The sequence below is a fragment of the Methanomethylovorans sp. genome (assembly GCF_041447285.1).
GTDB lineage: Archaea > Halobacteriota > Methanosarcinia > Methanosarcinales > Methanosarcinaceae > Methanomethylovorans.
The window spans coordinates 20,508-37,433 of record NZ_JBGMEB010000006.1; the positions used below are offsets into that span (position 1 = coordinate 20,508).

Sequence of the window (16,926 nt, forward strand, 5' to 3'; positions counted from 1 at the left end):
AACCTACCATATTTCTACTTTACTTGATTCTTGAAATTTTATTTATTATCTGCTATCTTTAACGGTTCATAGCCTTTTCGTTCCACTTGTAACACAGTACCATCCGACTTCTGTATGGAGATTGATTTTTCATGAGGCATAACCTCTCCGATAACACTGATATTGCCCATTTTCAGCACTTCTTCAATGCCTTGCGGCCTTACAGTGAAAATCAGTTCAAAATCACCTCCAGTATAAAGGGCCATCGAATTAAGAGTTACCCTGTCATAAGACATTAATTCTTCTGCTTCAGGCTGCAAGGGTAATTTTTCTTCCTGTAACTTGAATCCAACTCCTGAGGCTTTAGAAAGGTCATAAAGTGACATTGCTATACCATCGCTTGTATCCATCATGCTCGTTACATGTCCAATGGATGCAAGTTTCATTCCTTCTTTGATACGTGGCATAGGTTCAAACAAGGCCTTCAAAATACTATTTGGTGCCTCAATATTATTTTCCAGAGCATAGAGTGCAGCGCCTGCAGAACCCGCATATCCTGTCACACATAACTTGTCACCCACCTGTGCTCCCTTTCTTTTAAGCAGCTGTCCCTTTGGAACGGTTCCAAGAGCTGTACCACAGATTGTAAGTTCATCGTGAGTATCGATGTCTCCCCCTATAACTGCAGTATTACACTCTCTGGCACAGTCTCTCATACCCCTGGCCATCTCTTCCACAAAAGCAACATCTGTATCTCGTGGAAGGCCAAAAGCAGCCAGTACTCCCATTGGCTGGGCCCCCATAGCTGCAATATCGCTCAGGTTGACTGCTGCAGACATCCACCCGATTTGCCATGGATTCATTTGTGTAGGAAAATCTGTCATGCGATGTAGCATATCCGTAGTAACTACGAGGTATGAATTCTCATTAATATCGATAACTGCACAGTCATCAGCGCCTGCACCTAACAATGTAGCATCCGGCAGTTCATGGAATATGTCAGAAAGCAGGGATATCAGGGGTCTTTCTCCAAGCTGTGAAACTGGTATGTATTTATTCATGAGTTATCTTCTACGGATTTGTGCATATTTCATACATAAAGTAAACTGCATTTATGTTATTCTATATGTCAATATTGTTCATACATTCATTAATCACTTAGTTATATAAAAATTTATATATCTAATTCTTGTCCGAACTTGCTTAAGTGCGTGCAAACTCACAAATAAGCATTAAATGTATGTTCAATACATATACCAAAAATATATGTATATTGTTATCTATCCTTATACAGATAACAATAATATTTAGTTGTTTCCTCTTTTTTTACTATACCTTTTTATGTACTCTACGCCTTATCGCCAGTAAAATGGCTATTATGACTGACAACACTATAGCGATCGGTAGCAAATAGCCAACCAGAATTATCATAGCTCTGACAGTTGACACAAAACCTTGTACTGAGCTGGAAAGAGCATCTCTCATTCCCCACGAATGCGTAATAGGTGTTGGCTCTGTTATTCTAATATTTATAGTAGCAAAATCTATCTTATTATCAAGATATTGCAGTCTTCCAGTGAGACTATCTATTTCTCCGCGTACTCTCTCAAGCTCTTTTTCAACACTAAGCACTTCTTCTACGGTTTTGGACATGTTGAGAATTTCAGTAAGACGCTTTTCCTGTTTTTGCAGGTTGTTGAGTCTTGCTTCCAGGTCTATGTACTCTTCTGTAACATCTGTGCCTGTTATGCTTTCAGATGTTACATCACCTAAATTCTCGATATCTTTGACAAAGGTGGTGTAATTGCCTGAAGGAATCCTTACGGTAATATATCCTTCTTTACGAGGGGTTGTGTCATAGTATGTATCATAGACAGATGAACTGGAGACATAACCTCCGGATTTAGTGGTCATCTCTATAATGTTGTCAACAGTTCTGGAGGCATTGTCCACTTCCATAGATATCTCTATACTCGTAATCGTCTTTCTTTCAGAAAGGGATACATCCGAAGCTGTTCCTCCGGAAGACGTTTCATCAGCTACATACTCATAAGCTTCGCCATCTCCGGAAGCAGGGTACACAGTAACCTGAGGAGAATTCAATGATGATTTTGTATCATCCTGGGCTACACAGCCTGCAACGCTCATCCCTACTAGGAACAATAATACAACCAGCAATTGATAGGTTCGTTTCATTCGATTGACTCCACTCTTATATTATTGTATGGGGCGAGCTACATAAAAAAATTATGTAAACTTCAAATGAATTCGAAGTTAACCCGCTCATTACCTGCTTCTTTTGTCCTTATCCAGACATTATTCAGAAACGGCTGTGCAGCTTTTGCCATCTCCAGCAATTCTTCCCTGGAAAATGGTTTTAGGTTCCTTAAGTTTTCAGACATGGCATTTTCAGGCAGCCCCTGTTGTATTATGTAAGGAGAATCTCTTCCTTTAATGTAAGGAGCCAAGAATTGGCTTATGGAAGCAATATCCTCCTTGCTGCCCACAAGGCCACGTATAACAGTAGTTCTTACTTCCAGATCCACATTACTTCTGGAAATAGCATCAAGACTCTTTGTAATATTTTCTATAACTTCCTTTGGTTCCAAGGTTAGATTATATTCCTCACAGCCTATGACTTTTCCGTAAGCTTCAGGGTCATCTAGAGGAGCCTTTATATCAAGAAAAAAACTGTCCACTAGAGCTTCTTGAAGAAGCTCCTCAATTACCTGTGGGAAAAAACCATTTGTATGAATACCAACGACCAATCCTTTCTTCTTAGCGAACTTTGCCAGTTCTTTGACTACATTTTTTTGTATCAGCGGCTCTCCGCCGGAGATCACAAGGCTACTTATAAAAGGAATAGAACTTTCAATTTTATCCTGTAGTGACTTTATGTCTACAAGGTCGGATCCTGTCAGGATCTCGTAGTTTTGACAGTATGGGCAGCGGAAAGGGCATCCTCTTAAAAAGAAAACGACTGCCGCTTTCCCGTGCCAGTCTACTGTAGAAATGGGTATATATGTGCCGTAATTGGCTTTCATTACACCACTATCAGGCTATACCAGCTACTTTATATCTCTTCCTGTCTGCCAGCTCCTGCTTCTTTGCAGCATTCCAGCCGCTGACAGATTGGATATATCCAGTGACTCTGGACATTTGCTCCACATTGGAAGAACCGCAGTTCTCACAGACATCCTTAAGTCCAGACATCATGTGGAAATCGTTCAGGCAGACTGTCATGTCCTTGGTGAAGGTGAAGTATCCTACCTGTGTGTTCTTGGCAATGTTCATAGCAAATTCCTTCAGTCCCTTTGGATCCGGTGAACCTTCTCCCAGCCAGATATGGCAGATGTTGCCTCCGTCCACTATGGGGAAGAACACATGTTCTATCTTTATTCTGTCTGCAAGGGAGATGTCAGCACCCGGTGGCACGTGAGTTCCATTGGTGTAATATATGGGAAGGTCATGTGTATCCTTAACCTTTGCTAGGGCTTTCTCAAGATCGCCCTGAACAACCTGCTTTACACTATCTGCATATTCTTCATGTAGCAGATCGGATACAGCAAATCTCTGTCCTGTGGTTTCAGCAGGTGTCCTTGCAAGCGCTATCTCTATGCCATGTTTCTGTCCCAGCTCACGTGCATACATTTCGAGTTCTGTCATTACTCTTATAGCGAACTTAAAAGCAGCTTTTGACTCGTGGATCTGATTACCTGTGTGGTACTGTACCATTTCGTTTATACCTACGACCCCAATGGTGTATACCAGAGAATCAATGTCCACTGCTATTGATCCCTTCTTACCGGTAAGAGGATCCTTTGGACGCTGGGTTGCAAAGGGCATTCTGTCGTTCTCTATTATATTTTCCATCCATTGCCTTTTGGTTGCAAATACCTTGATAGCCTGGTCCATGAGGCTCTTGAGATCGGAAAACAGGGCCTTATCGTCACCATTTGCTCTGTATGCTGCTCTTGGACAGTTGAGTGTCACTACCTGCCATGAACCCATGGAGAAGTGCTTTCCGTCCTTGAAATGAAGCTTGTCCTCAAAGCTGTCATCTGCTTCTGCATTAGCTGAGAACTGGTATGCACAGCACTGGTAGCATGAAATGCCTTCTCCGGCTCCTCTGTACTCCGGAAGCTGATTATCAAAGTAAGGTGTACCAAACTTCGCAGCCAGTTCGAATGCCAGAGTGTACAGCCCATCGTAGGTAGGAAGTTCTGGGTGAGCACGGTTGAATAGCTCGTCTTCATGCATGAAATCAGGCTCAATGGAAATCTCCGGCTTGGGGAAGTTAAATGGCTTGCCCCAGTTGTCCCCATGAAGCATGACATTCATAAGAGCTGCAAATCCTAGCCTTACTTCACGTTCGAATTCTCCGTATGTACGCTTAACTGTGCCATTGGTACCATCATGCACTTTTCCCTTGTATACTATAGGGATGTCCTTCCAAAGCTTTGGTACACCCGGAGACAACTGTACTGAGGAAAATACTACCTGTCCTCCACGGGCTACCATCATCTGTGTCATCTCGTACACGAACATCTGCATAAGCTGTTCGATGTCCTTGTAGCTCTTGCCTTCAAAGTAAGGTGCAAGGAATGTCAGGAAGTTATAGAATCCCTGTCCTCCGGCGAAGTTGGTCTGAGCACTACCCAGTGCTTTCACTGCATGCAGGATAGCAACTTCTGCTTTCATGGCCGGACCTGCAACACTGGCTTTGGCACCAGACCCATCTGGCATGAGGCCGTAGTAGAAGAAATACCTCAGATCCCAATCCTGGCAGAAGGCACGTGTTCCCATGTATTCAAGATCATGAATATGCAGGTCGCCGTTAAGGTGCAGGTCTGCAAGCCTGGGTGGCAGCAAGAGCAAGTACTGCTCCTTGGAGATCTTGTCTGCTTTCTTCTTGTGTGATGTTTCTGCGTTCTCTTGCAGATTTGCATTATCCTTTGCCTCAAAACCGGAACCAAGGTCTATTGCGCAGGCATCATACACAGGGGTACCTACTCTGGTGGAAACGTTCCTCCATTCTATATGTCCACGCTCCAGCAGGATCATATTGACCATTTCTCTGATAAGAGGGCCTGAAAGGAACTTGAGATCCAGCTGCCTGATACGCCTTTCAGTATCCTTTGCGATTTCCTGGGCTTCTTCTCTGGTTACGCCCGGTTTGTTGTGGAACCTGGCGGCAAGTCCGGTTTCCTTTATCAACTGGTTAACCACTATATTACGATCCCATTCCACCATATGCCCATCAGTAGTACGCACTTTTGGCATAACGGATATGGAATGGCCATCAAGGGTCCTTTGTACAGCCTGTTTTTGAGGTAACGTCATATCCTCCTGAACAGTACTCATGGACTTAAGCCTTTGGTCACTTCCTTCAGTTGCCTTTTGTTTTTTATCCTGTGAATCAATAATACATGTATCCATTATCCAATCTCCTCCAATTAGAGTAAATTGTCAAGTGCTTCTCTTTTTATTTCCATGCCATTGAATAACTCATCATGGGTAAGAAATTCCTCATCTACTTGCAATACAGGTGCTGTAAGGGTGAATATTCCATTGACCCTCAGTTCTGTGAGAGCTTCCGGGGTGGACATATCAGTGGTCTTGAAATCCACGCCACTCTCCTTCAGAGCCTTTTTAAGCAGTTCGCATTTTGGGCAGGTTTTTGTTGTATATATAATAACTTCAGGCATTTTTCTCGTGTCCATTCGTCTTTATTCTTTTACTTATATATTATTAAGTTATGAGTAAGGGTAACCTGTGCCCATCCTAAAAACACAAGCAGAAAACCTTTTCTTATAACTTAAATCTCTCGTTTGAAGGTAAATTATACAAATGGCTTCTGGCTTAATAATGGTTTTTCACAGCATATTTACATACATAAAATTTGCAATTGGTAACAGATTTGATCACCACGTGACCGGTGTTTGTTATCAGGTATGGTATCAAACGTCTTGTACAAAAAGATGATATAAATAATACCCGTATAGCAAGTAATCTCAAGAGGTGTTTACATAGATTCGCATTTAATGTCTGGCTGCAAATCACTGGATGAGCTCCTTGGGGGTGGATTTGAAGCCGGAGTTGTGACCCAGCTTTTTGGAGAAGCAGGTAGCGGCAAAACAAATTTGTGTCTTCAGCTTGCCATAAAATGTGTTGCTCAGGGCAAAAAGGTAATTATCATTGATACTGAAGGCATTTCTCCCAGCAGGTTCAAACAGATAGCAGGGGAGCAGGCAAAGGAAATAGCTCAGCAGATAATAATCTATGAACCTCATACCTTTGAAGAACAGCATGCAGCAGTAAGAGAGCTTGAAAAGGTCATCAAGGAGAATATTGGTCTTATTATTGTTGATTCTGCCACTGCTTTTTATAGATTTGAACTGGAGCAGGACGATTCTGCCATGCGGGCAAGGCGGGAGCTTGGAAGCCAGATAGGTTTCCTCCACAGCCTTGCAAGAAAATATGGCATGGTTGTCGTCATAACCAATCAGGTATACACAGATATTCCTTCAGGGACGCTGCGGCCGGTTGGCGGCAATATAGTCGAGCATATATCCAAGACCATTATACAGTTAGAGCGTCTTGGCGATGGAAAACGGCGGGCAGTCGTCAGGAAGCACCGTTCTCTTCCGGAAGGAATTAGCTGCGAATTTACCCTAACTTCTGAAGGCGTTGAATGACCTCAAAATGCTCCCATTATATTCTGGCTATAGTTAGATAACCTGTATGGCCTACTCCGCCGGTTCCTGGCCTTGTGCCTCTGTCCGACACCGATAATGGCCTTTCGATGCATTCCACGGTCATTACATCCCAAGGTCCGGATGCATCCATTGCTTTGCGTATAGCTATGGTCTGTTCTATGAATGGTGAGTATGTCACTACAAAACCGCCAGGGACAAGCACTCTTCTCACTTTGGGGATAACTTCCGTGGAGTTAATAGTGTCAAGGGTAACGACATCGAACTTTTCTTCGATCTTATCGATCTCTTCAACTATATTGCCACAGCGCACTTCGATATTATCCAGACCAGCTTTTGAAATATTATTGCGGGCAAGATCTGCGAAGTTCTCTTTTATCTCATAGGTAATGACCTTCTTTGCTATGGAGCCAAGATACATTGATAGAATACCTGAACCAGTTCCTGCATCCAATACCACGTCATTTTTACAAAGTCCGGTGTATGCGATGACCATGCCTATATCCTTAGGCATCATGGGAGCACCGGAACGCTGTGCATGCCTGAACATATCAGGCATACGTGGTTTCTGTATAATGAACTCTTGTCCTCTATGTGAACATATCTTATCTCCAGGGGATAGTCTGGAAAGTTCTGACAGCTCGATGACACCAAAATCGCTGTGGAACGCATCCTCTGAAACACATACTATGAATTCTCTTGGCTTCTCTTTGAGGAATGTCCTCAACAGCACCATTTCTCCATTTTCCATAAATAACTCCTAGATCTGTTTTGAAGGCGCATACCTTGCTAGAGGCATGGTTACCATGTCCTTGGCAACAGAGTGCTTATTCATCAGAATATAGTTCTCTATCTGTCGGAATTCCGAAGCATAAGAACCTGCAAGCTTTCTGGCATACTCTGCACCGTCATGTGTGAGCACGTACTCATATGTCTGTCTGTATCGGCCATTCTTTTCATAGTATCTCAGGTCTTCATCCACTATGCCCATAGCAACAAGCACCTGTATATCTTCGAAGACTTTGTCACTATATGGGAAACCATATCTTTCATGGAATTTGTATTCGAAAAGGTTCTTCAGAGAAGCATGGGTACTAAGTTGAAGTATGGTACGGTACATCCAGGTTATGTGCCTAAGACGAGGCACTGAAATGAAACCAGTTTCCTCCTTCTTAAAGATATTGTATATTGCATAGAAAATCAGGATTATACCTTCTATGGAAAGATACTGTTCCGCACGAATAAAACCCAGAAGTCGCGGGGATAGTTCATCCACAACTTTATGCATCTGGTTTACAACCACTGATTCATCCATGCCTGCAACGGCATCGGGATGTGCAAATGTTGTAAGTGAAAGCTGTCGAGAGATGGACCTCACAAGCCCGTTAGCCAAAGCTGATTCATCGTAAAAGAAACTTTCCTCTTTTCCGATCAGCACCCTTATGCTTTTGGGAACGCCGGATGCTACATCCAGATCTACCAATACATCTCCCAGCTCCCGTGCAAGACGTGATTCAAATTTCATTTTAGCTACGCCGTGGCGTGCAATTGTTGCAAGTGCCATCCTTGTTGAAGGCCTAAGCATCTTCTGGCTGAACCTGGTAACGGGTAAATATAATCTACCATCGCGGAGGTCATCCATGAGTTTGAGGGCTCTTTCAGATGCATGTAGCCTGATGAAACCAAGCAGGTCATTATCATTGTATTCGGTAAAAAAGCGAGCTATCTCGGCTATTGTAGCATTCGTTCCGGCAGCATTTTTAATACGCTCTAGTGCATCCTCAAGTGCATAGAGCAGCATCACCCTGGCAGCCTGGGTCTTTGGGTTGTGTATTATAGCGGTATAATGATGAGCACGGGATATCAGCAAGGATTCAGCAGCTGTGAGTGCCATCTCATTTCCATAGTCTGAGCCGTCCGGACTCCCAAGCACTACGTTTCCATCTTTAATGGTGAGGCTGTCGATTATCTGGTCAACGTCTATCAGGCCAAAAGAGACACCAGTATGATAGGAGTCGCGGAGCAGGAAATCTATTCTATCTGCATCCACATCGCCTGCAATCACTTGGGCAAGGTAAGGCTTTGAAATGGATTGTGCATCACCTGTGGCTATCTTCGAGATCTCATCAAAGAAATGGAAAGGATCTGTGCTAAATTCAGATTCCGTGTATCTTGCAATGAAATTGTCTTGTGGCAGCATCCTTATAATGTTCTTTGAGAAGGCTTCGTGTTTTATAAAACATCTATCTTCTACCACTGGCTGCAGCTGAGGATTGCGCTTGAGAACATTCTCAACTGCATGTGAATATGCAGAGTGGCCCACATCGTGCAGGAGACCTGCAATCCTGATCTTGCGTATGTCCTCTTTCTCAAGGGAAAGTGCCTCTCCAATGACAGATGCCATATGCATGGTGCCGATGCTATGTTCAAAACGTGTGTGATTGGCACCGGGATATACATAGTCAACTAATCCAAGTTGCTGAATATTCCTGAGTCTTTGCACATGCCTTGTGTTCAGAAGCATCTGCTCAAACTCATCAAGGATGATGGTCTTGTGAACAGGATCATGTATAATGAGGGGTTTTTGCATTGGATTATATTAGGAGAAGAGAGTATATAAATAGAAAGGCAAATGAGGATCATGCGTGTTTGGTTGTCATTCTTCTTTCTCAGTCGACTTGCGCACCAACCTTCACATTTTTATCTTCCTTTGTACTTTAAAAGAGCAGATATACATGAGAACCATAGACTGGAACGATGAATCAAATTTAATAGTAATGATCGATCAGACGCTGCTGCCTGAAGAATACAAAGTTATAGAATGCAAGACCCTCGCTTCTTTGTGTGAAGCTATCATGTCTTTGAGGGTACGTGGAGCTCCGGCTCTTGGTGCAGCAGGTGGATATGGTATGGCTCTTGCAGCAAGGCTCAGCAGTGCAAAGGATATGGACTCATTGATAAAAGATATGCAAGTAGCTGCAAAGACCATAAAAAGCACAAGGCCTACCGCTGTCAACCTTGCGTGGGGAGTTGACAGGGTATTACATGCTACTGATGATGCTTATGACTTGAAGAGTATCAAAAGCATTGCATTATCAGAGGCAAAAAGAATAGCAGATGAAGATGTGGCTAAAAACAGAAAGCTAGGTGAATATGGTGCTGAATTGCTTGAAGATGGCGATGTAGTGTTGACTCACTGTAATGCTGGAAAGATGGCCTGTGTGGATTGGGGAACGGCTCTTGGGGTAATTCGGTCTGCAGTGGAAGACGGCAAGCAAATACAGGTCATAGCATGTGAGACACGGCCTCTTAATCAGGGAAGCAGGATCACGACATGGGAACTTATGCAGGATAACATCCCTGTAACTTTGATAACAGATTCCATGGCAGGACACTTGATGAGAAAAGGTGCCATTAACAAGGTCATAGTGGGAGCTGACAGAATAACGAGTGATGTAGTTTTTAACAAGATAGGAACATATACTCATTCTGTACTTGCCAAAGAACATGAGATTCCTTTCTATGTAGCCGCACCTCTGTCTACTTTTGACCTTGAGGGATGGGAAGATACAGTAGCTATCGAACTAAGGGATGATAATGAATTGCGTTTCTGGAATGGAAAAGCCATAGCTCCAAAAGATGTCAGGGTGTATAATCCGGCATTTGATGCGACACCCATGGAAAACATCACTGCTGTGATAACGGAGAAAGGAGTTTACTATCCTCCATTCTTGCTGGATGAATTGTTCATTTAATTAAAGAAAGACCAGAAGCTTTTAAATGGTTGAATACAATTGACAGCATAAAGCACTAATATAAATATAGCTTATATCAGTAGGAGAAAATATGTCTAAGAAAAGTTCAAGTGGTAGCGGGCTGATGTCGTCAGCCGGCCTGATGCGTTATTATGAAGCTGACAAGAAGGCAGTTCATGTCGATCCAAAAGCTGTGTTAATATTTGGTGCACTTATAGGCTTTGCTGTTCTTATGCTTAGTGCTGTTTACGGTGCTTGGCCATAATTTTTCTTAACTCTAGCTTTTTTCTTTTAGTTCTATCCTTTATCAGCTTTACTCGGAGCGTATTTCTTTTATAGCCGTTGCTATTTTCCTTGAAAGCTGGGTTTTTGGAGCAGAATTATCTATAAGGACTCTGCCACTCTTTTCCCACCAGGATCTGGGATAGGATTTATCTTTTTCAACTTCAGGATTCAGGCCAAGTTTTAATGCCGCTTTTTCTATCTCAACAAGAGTTGGTTCGGCAACAGAGGATTTTTTTGAGATTATGCGTCCTTCACTTCTTGACCTGTTACGGTCTATATATACTGGCCATATTACCAGTTTATTCTTATCACGCATCAACATGGGCTCTAGTTAATACTTCATCTGATTTAAAATTCCCTGATGGTCTTTCTTTATAGTTGCTCTTCTTTCTCAGAACTTACATCTTTGACAAATCCAAGCTTACTCAATTCACGTAAACTACTGGTAGGTGCATAGCATATTATTGTAGTTCCATCTGCAGAAACGGTGAGAATCTCTATGCCAAGTCCTCTTAGGACTTCGAGGTTCTCAGGTTTATTTTCCAATGTACGGACCTTTAATTTCAGATTGCCCTCATAAGTGCTTAGATCTGGGTCTGACGTGTAAAATAGGAATGCTGCTTCTGCTCCTTGAGTTTCATCTATATATGCTGTCTTGTTTAGATACCATCCCATGACAGGATTGGCAAAATAAGTATTAGGGTAACCAGGATCAGTATATACTACAGCTTTTTCTTCTTCCTCTTTCTGGACACAACCACAAATACATATAGCTGCTATCAGGAACAATGCTATTACAACATTGGTCATAATACTCACTTCTATATTTTGCTGTTTATATATTTAAATATGTGTTCCGGGCAGGTCTCAGCAAAATACATATAGTTGCTACTTAATGCATGCTATACATGGAAAATACTCAGAGGAACTTGGATATTGATCATGATGTCAAAGATTTCATAATGAAACACAAAAGTGACTTCAGGTTGTGTACCACTTGTGGCGGGCCTGTGATCGTGCCAGTTGCAATGAAAAGCCCCAAAGATTCGGACATCGTCATCCTGGTTGGAACCAATAAACTTTATGTCTCAAAAGTGCAGGCCCGTTATCTAAGGCGCATCGACAAGCACATGCTTGCTTATTATGAAAGATATATGGAAAAAGGAGAATTGGATCTCGATCAATAATAATCCTCTTCCATAGATTCATTGATACGTCTGAGCACATCTGCTACCAGCATCTGAACTTCCGTTGCGTGCTCTGCTGGTATCTCGCCGCCTTCGGTGTCAATGATCTTATTCATGTCTTGTACCATTTTGTGTATCATGGCAATCATCTCTTCCTGAGTTATGAGGCCTGCGTAGTATGCATAAAAGAATGTAGTGCCACTGCGCTGAACTTTTTTTTTGAACGAGGCTCTTGCATTTGAAACTTCCTGGCGCGTGTAGTCCTCATCCATGAAAGGAACCAGCTGTTTGAGATTTGCACCAATCCATGTCATTTCAGAACGATTATGAGTATCTTTAAAATCTGCACAGAGGTGAGCAATTACCCATTCTCTTGCAGTAAGATGTGTAGTTTTTTTCAGAAACCGAGTTACCTCGAGGTACTTTTTACTGTCCATCTTTCTAAATTTGTGATATTTCATGGTGGCCTCCTGAAACATTAAAATGCGTATTGCAGCCAGTATACTACAATAATGATTCAAAGCACTTTAATATATTTAACTCTAATGAAGGAGTAATGAAGATTTTACTACCTACTGATGGTTCGGTATATTCAGAAAATGCTGCGAGGATCACCAAAAAGATAGGTAATGAAGACACCGAGTTCATAGTCCTTCATGTACTTGCAGATAAGGGTATGGGTATGAAGTCATGGCAAAAAGAAGGAGCTGATTATATCCTATCCTCTATTGAAAATATATTGGTGGAATTAGGCTTTGACAGTTCCAAAATACAGAAAGTTGTGGAAGAAGGAAATGCGCCTGCGCAAATAGTTGATGTGGCAAATCGCTATAAAGTTGACCTGATAGTTATGGGAAACCAGGGCAAAAGCGGTTTAAAGAAAATACTCGGTTCTGTTACTTCCAGGGTACTGGAAATTTCAGAGAGGCTGGTATTAGTGGTGCCACCTAATTATGCTCTTTCGCAGACAGAAAAAACTTCAATGCTTGCCCAGGTACTTCAGTAATGTGGCTTTACCGCAGAACACATCTTCCATAGAGAATACTTCCATATTATATATGCCGCAGTAATTAGGGATTTCTTTTAGTACTTTGTAGTCTACAGTCCCTTTCCCCGGCGCAAGGTGCTCATCGCCATCATAATTACTGGTCCATTTGCCACCATTATCGTGCATATGCATGTGGATTGCATAAGGGGCTACGGTCTTAACAAAATCGCGTAATTTTTCCGAATCTGCTCCGCATGTAAGGTTCGCATGTCCAATGTCAAGAGTGATTTTGAGATTATCTGAATTCACTGCTTCGACTGCAGCTACGAGCTCCTCTGCTTGGCAGCAAAGGTTCGTGGGGTCAGTACCTTCTTTGTTTTCAAGTCCAAGCATCACTCCGCAGTCAGCTGCCTGTGAAGCAAGTTTTTTCAAGTTCGAGACCATGCGTGTGAATGCAAGTTCATGGTTGCCATTGATCCGGCCAGGATGCAATACAACTGCTTTTGAACCCAGAGTAGCTGCAAGTTCGATGGACTCGCCCATGAGCCTGAAATCTTGTGGGTTCATATCAGAAGTATCTACTTGCAAATCTTTTGGGTAAGTAGGTGACATAGCAGAATATGGGGCATGTATGGATGTCATAAGATCTAGGGTGGAAAGTTCATCCAGGATGGCTGTTAGTGCCCCACGGTCTAATTTTGAGCCTTTATATACATGCAGTTTAGGCATGTATAATTCCACAGACTGCACTTCGTCTGACAGCTCCGCAAGAGTTCCAGCAAAAGAAGACGCTCCAATTATCATATTATCAGAAAAGTTTTTGAAAATATAGGTTTATGGGTTGTTCGTACGCAATAGTACTATTTTCGGGTTAGATTGTTCGTATTCGAGCGTACGATTTTCGGATAAATAAATATCATATTCTATATTGTATATTATATATCTCCATTTTTTAAATTACAACAAGTCATACAAAGAGTACGTAGTCTTATTTATAGTCTACTATAATATAACCCGTTCGGACCAAGGCGAATAATATATTATATGTGATATTTTATTAAGGCTCTGCAATACGACTTTTTCTTCGAAAGGTTTATATTGACACACCATATCAATTTCAAGCGACGGTAATATACTACCATCATTAACGCCACTTTACTATGATGGACTAATATTATCTATATCATGGAATTAATTCTACTCCTTTCTAGAATTCATTCCACTGTTAGAAGATAAGATACGTAGGAGGAAAATATATGGACCCACTCATAGGTATGGGCGCGTTGGCATTAATGGGTGCTGCTGCTACAATAGCAGGTGCATCTGAGGACCTGGAATCCGACATTGGATCCCAGAGTAACCCCAACTCCCAAGTGCAACTTGCGCCCCAAATGTCGTATCCACATAGGATCTATAATAAAGCTATTTCTGGAGAGCCACCCTCGAATGCACTCATGTGTACCATTGGTGGAACTGTAGCTTATGTTCTGTTAAACTCCAATGTTTCTGCAGTGCTTGCACTGACTATCGGATCATTGGTTGCAGCCATGGTACATGGAACATACTCAGTGACTGCATACATGGGCAGATGTTCAAGTCAGAAACGTTTTAAACAGATGGTTTATCTTGATGTGCTTCGTTCACACACCCCGCCAATAATGGGATACTCGTTTATAACCACGTTTACTATTCTTGTAGTGTCTTACATTATGATCACTGTTTTCGCTCATCCTTTCCCACTGCCATTAATTGCATTCATTTGGGGAATCACTGTTGGTGCAATCGGTTCATCTACCGGTGACGTGCACTATGGTGCTGAGCGTGAGTTCCAGGACGTGGAATTCGGAGCTGGCCTTAACACAGCAAACTCAGGAAAGATCGTAAGAAAAGCAGAGTCTGGTCTTAGGAGCAGCATGGACAACTCCTGGTTCTGTGCCAAATTCGGTGGCCCTGTAACAGGTATCTCTTTTGGTATGACTGTGTTCCTCAGCGGATGGCTGACAGCTGCCTTTGACCCAAGCAGGGGAATTGGAATTGCATGGGCATCAGTCATTGCAGGAGCTATTATGATATTGATTTTCATTATATACAACAGAAAGATGGAACTCCATGCAAGAGAGGCCTTCGGACCCTATAAGGAAGACAAAGGTGAAGCAGCATGATCGATATAGTTGGATTAATTACAGCTAACTTGTTGTACATACTATTCATAACTCTTGGAGGCGTGCTGATTTCAGTTAGTGTTCACTTCGTGCCTGTGGGCGGTGCTCCTGCAGCAATGGCTCAGGCATGCGGTATAGGAACAGGTACTGTGCAGCTGGCTGCAGGAGCAGGTCTTACAGGACTTGTTGTCGCCGGTTCAATGATGGCTGTTATTCCTGATAATCTCCCATTGATTGTTGCTTCCGGTGCAGTCGGTGGTATGATCATGATGGCTGTCACAATGATTGTAGGTAACTGGGTTTACTTCTATGGAGTAGGCTGCCCCGCAGCATCAGCAAAAGTCAAGTATGATCCAATTACAAAGGACAGACAGGACCTATACATTTCCCAGGGTACAGAAGGCCATGCAATTCCAACCGTTTCATTCGTAAGCGGTGTAATCGGCGCTGCACTTGGTGGACTTGGCGGTGCTCTTGTATACTACGCACTTTTGAAAATCCCTACAGGACTTACTCCAACAAACCTTGTAGGTCTTGCTGCAATGTATGCAGTAGGTATATTCTTCGTGAACGCGGTAATTCCTTCCTATAACATAGGAGGAACAATCGAAGGTTTCCACGACCCTAAGTTCAAGAAGTGGCCAAAAGCAGCAATAACCTCATTGGTTGTAACTCTGCTTTGCGCTGTGTTTGCAATTATCAGTATCGGAGGTGTCTAAGATGTCCGGAGGAGGAACTGGAGGAGCTCATGCAGCTATTGACCAGAACAAGCTCATTGCCTTTGGTGTCATAGGTGCCTTTGTTGGAATATATGCAGCTTATTTCCTGTCAGGTGTTGCAGGAGGAGCATTATCAGTGCTTGGTGGCCTTGGTGCTGTCTGTGCAACAGTATGGGGTGCTGCAGCTGTCAGAAGAGTAGCAAGCTACGGTCTTGGTACCGGTGTGCCTTCCATAGGTATGCTGGCTCTGGGTATGGGTGTAGTTGCTGCAATGTTCGGTCTTGGGATCGGAGGAATTGCCGGACCTGTAGTTGCCGCTGTAGTAGCAGCTTTTATTGGTTTGGTCATCGGTGTCTTTGCTAACAAGACTCTGGGTATGAACATTCCTGTCATGGTACAGTCTATGACTGAAATAGCCGTATCAGGTACACTCCTTATTATAGGTCTTAGTGTTGCAATGACAGGCACTTTCATGTTCGATGTAGTGCTTTCAAAGGTCATAGCTACAGGTTATATTGCAGTGATCTACATTGCAGGCGGTATGGCTATGCTTCACCCATTCAACGCAAACCTTGGACCTGATGAGAAGCAGGACAGGACACTATACTGTGCATTAGAGAAAGGTGGCATATCAGTGCTGATTGCAGGTATTGTAGCACTTGTGGCATTCAATCCATCTGCCGGTATGGTTACTATTCTGGTCGGAATATTCACCTGGTACTTTGGTTTTACAGGTTACTATGCAAGGGTCAAGAGAGATGCTTACAAGGTGGTAGGAACAGGACTGTTGCCATCTGAGGAGGAATTGCAATGAGCATGGTACATGCAGCACCTGAAGTACATTTGGTGCTTGATCCATTGAGTTCTATATTGGCAGAAGAACGCCCTGACATTATACAGTATTCAATGGACCCAATAATGGCAAAGCTCGATGAGCTTGACATGATAGCAGATGATCTGGTGAATTCCCTTGCACCTGACAGACCACTTATGAATTCATTCCCCGGCCGTGAGAACACCTCTTATCTTGCTGGTATATACGGTAATTCTTTCTACGGAATAATTGTAGGTCTTGGAGTTGCAGGTCTGCTATTGATCGTAATGTTTGTGCTAAGATCGGTAGGAGTGATGTAAA

General features: G+C 42.7%; 20 protein-coding genes. 9 read left to right on the plus strand and 11 right to left on the minus strand.

Going from position 1 to position 16,926, the window contains the following annotated elements; translation table 11 throughout:
• Positions 1-38 precede the first annotated feature (38 nt).
• The 5 genes from thiL to ACC612_RS02895 form a co-directional block, all read right to left on the minus strand.
• Positions 39-1,040: a thiamine-phosphate kinase gene (gene thiL, locus ACC612_RS02875; RefSeq protein WP_371852967.1), complete on the minus strand. Its 1,002-nt coding sequence runs from the start codon at positions 1,038-1,040 to the stop codon at positions 39-41.
• A gap of 268 nt (positions 1,041-1,308) precedes the next feature.
• A complete protein-coding gene (locus ACC612_RS02880) occupies positions 1,309-2,175 on the minus strand; it encodes a DUF4349 domain-containing protein (protein ID WP_371852968.1) in 867 nt (288 codons plus the stop codon).
• 62 nt (positions 2,176-2,237) lie between these two features.
• Positions 2,238-3,023 (minus strand): anaerobic ribonucleoside-triphosphate reductase activating protein, encoded by a 786-nt coding sequence (locus tag ACC612_RS02885; protein WP_371852969.1) that lies wholly within the window; start codon positions 3,021-3,023, stop codon positions 2,238-2,240.
• A 10-nt stretch (positions 3,024-3,033) separates the two neighbouring features.
• Positions 3,034-5,418, minus strand: coding sequence for an anaerobic ribonucleoside-triphosphate reductase (nrdD, locus tag ACC612_RS02890; protein ID WP_371852970.1), 2,385 nt, complete (start codon positions 5,416-5,418; stop codon positions 3,034-3,036).
• Between the two features lie 17 nt (positions 5,419-5,435).
• A complete protein-coding gene (locus tag ACC612_RS02895) occupies positions 5,436-5,687 on the minus strand; it encodes a glutaredoxin family protein (RefSeq protein ID WP_371853386.1) in 252 nt (83 codons plus the stop codon).
• 336 nt (positions 5,688-6,023) lie between these two features.
• Here ACC612_RS02895 and radB point away from each other — a divergent pair, with 336 nt between their 5' ends.
• Positions 6,024-6,677 (plus strand): DNA repair and recombination protein RadB, encoded by a 654-nt coding sequence (radB, locus tag ACC612_RS02900; protein ID WP_371852971.1) that lies wholly within the window; start codon positions 6,024-6,026, stop codon positions 6,675-6,677.
• A 16-nt stretch (positions 6,678-6,693) separates the two neighbouring features.
• Here radB and ACC612_RS02905 read toward each other — a convergent pair whose 3' ends face one another.
• Positions 6,694-7,446, minus strand: coding sequence for a tRNA (adenine-N1)-methyltransferase (locus ACC612_RS02905; protein ID WP_371852973.1), 753 nt, complete (start codon positions 7,444-7,446; stop codon positions 6,694-6,696).
• 9 nt (positions 7,447-7,455) lie between these two features.
• The gene (locus ACC612_RS02910) at positions 7,456-9,285 is read right to left on the minus strand and encodes an HD domain-containing protein (RefSeq protein WP_371852974.1); all 1,830 of its coding nucleotides are present in this window, start codon (positions 9,283-9,285) and stop codon (positions 7,456-7,458) included.
• 145 nt (positions 9,286-9,430) lie between these two features.
• Here ACC612_RS02910 and ACC612_RS02915 point away from each other — a divergent pair, with 145 nt between their 5' ends.
• Together ACC612_RS02915 and ACC612_RS02920 are read left to right on the plus strand one after the other, a co-directional pair.
• Positions 9,431-10,450: an S-methyl-5-thioribose-1-phosphate isomerase gene (locus ACC612_RS02915; RefSeq protein WP_371852975.1), complete on the plus strand. Its 1,020-nt coding sequence runs from the start codon at positions 9,431-9,433 to the stop codon at positions 10,448-10,450.
• A gap of 91 nt (positions 10,451-10,541) precedes the next feature.
• Complete coding sequence (locus ACC612_RS02920) at positions 10,542-10,715, plus strand: preprotein translocase subunit Sec61beta (RefSeq protein ID WP_371852976.1); 174 nt, start codon at positions 10,542-10,544, stop codon at positions 10,713-10,715.
• Positions 10,716-10,763: 48 nt separating this feature from the next.
• On the opposite strand, the gene ACC612_RS02925 is transcribed toward ACC612_RS02920, so the two are convergent.
• Together ACC612_RS02925 and ACC612_RS02930 are read right to left on the minus strand one after the other, a co-directional pair.
• Positions 10,764-11,051: a signal recognition particle protein Srp19 gene (locus ACC612_RS02925; RefSeq protein ID WP_371852977.1), complete on the minus strand. Its 288-nt coding sequence runs from the start codon at positions 11,049-11,051 to the stop codon at positions 10,764-10,766.
• Between the two features lie 56 nt (positions 11,052-11,107).
• On the minus strand, positions 11,108-11,545 hold the full coding sequence (locus tag ACC612_RS02930; protein ID WP_371852978.1) for a hypothetical protein: 438 nt from the start codon (positions 11,543-11,545) through the stop codon (positions 11,108-11,110).
• Positions 11,546-11,643: 98 nt separating this feature from the next.
• Here ACC612_RS02930 and ACC612_RS02935 point away from each other — a divergent pair, with 98 nt between their 5' ends.
• Positions 11,644-11,922, plus strand: a complete 279-nt coding sequence (locus tag ACC612_RS02935; RefSeq protein ID WP_371852979.1) for a hypothetical protein — start codon at positions 11,644-11,646, stop codon at positions 11,920-11,922.
• Here the strand turns inward: ACC612_RS02935 and ACC612_RS02940 are convergent.
• Positions 11,916-12,383, minus strand: coding sequence for a DUF5806 family protein (locus ACC612_RS02940; protein ID WP_371852980.1), 468 nt, complete (start codon positions 12,381-12,383; stop codon positions 11,916-11,918). The two genes, ACC612_RS02935 and ACC612_RS02940, sit on opposite strands and share 7 nt — an antisense overlap.
• A gap of 95 nt (positions 12,384-12,478) precedes the next feature.
• Between ACC612_RS02940 and ACC612_RS02945 the strand changes: the two genes are divergently transcribed.
• Positions 12,479-12,928, plus strand: a complete 450-nt coding sequence (locus ACC612_RS02945) for a universal stress protein (protein WP_371852981.1) — start codon at positions 12,479-12,481, stop codon at positions 12,926-12,928.
• On the opposite strand, the gene ACC612_RS02950 is transcribed toward ACC612_RS02945, so the two are convergent.
• Positions 12,902-13,714: a sugar phosphate isomerase/epimerase family protein gene (locus tag ACC612_RS02950; protein ID WP_371852982.1), complete on the minus strand. Its 813-nt coding sequence runs from the start codon at positions 13,712-13,714 to the stop codon at positions 12,902-12,904. The genes ACC612_RS02945 and ACC612_RS02950 overlap by 27 nt on opposite strands.
• Positions 13,715-14,166: 452 nt before the next feature.
• Here ACC612_RS02950 and mtrE point away from each other — a divergent pair, with 452 nt between their 5' ends.
• From mtrE to ACC612_RS02970, 4 genes are read left to right on the plus strand one after another with little or no spacing between them, the layout of a single operon-like run.
• Entirely contained in the window at positions 14,167-15,072 is a 906-nt protein-coding gene (mtrE, locus tag ACC612_RS02955; protein ID WP_371852983.1) for a tetrahydromethanopterin S-methyltransferase subunit E, read from the plus strand.
• Positions 15,069-15,791 carry a tetrahydromethanopterin S-methyltransferase subunit D gene (gene mtrD, locus ACC612_RS02960; RefSeq protein WP_371852984.1) on the plus strand — a complete coding sequence of 241 codons (723 nt, stop codon included), beginning with the start codon at positions 15,069-15,071 and terminating at the stop codon, positions 15,789-15,791. The genes mtrE and mtrD overlap by 4 nt, the downstream gene beginning before the upstream one ends.
• Position 15,792: 1 nt before the next feature.
• A complete protein-coding gene (gene mtrC / locus ACC612_RS02965; protein ID WP_371852985.1) occupies positions 15,793-16,605 on the plus strand; it encodes a tetrahydromethanopterin S-methyltransferase subunit MtrC in 813 nt (270 codons plus the stop codon).
• Complete coding sequence (locus ACC612_RS02970; RefSeq protein ID WP_371852986.1) at positions 16,602-16,925, plus strand: tetrahydromethanopterin S-methyltransferase subunit B; 324 nt, start codon at positions 16,602-16,604, stop codon at positions 16,923-16,925. The genes mtrC and ACC612_RS02970 overlap by 4 nt, the downstream gene beginning before the upstream one ends.
• The last annotated feature ends 1 nt before the right edge of the window (position 16,926 follow it).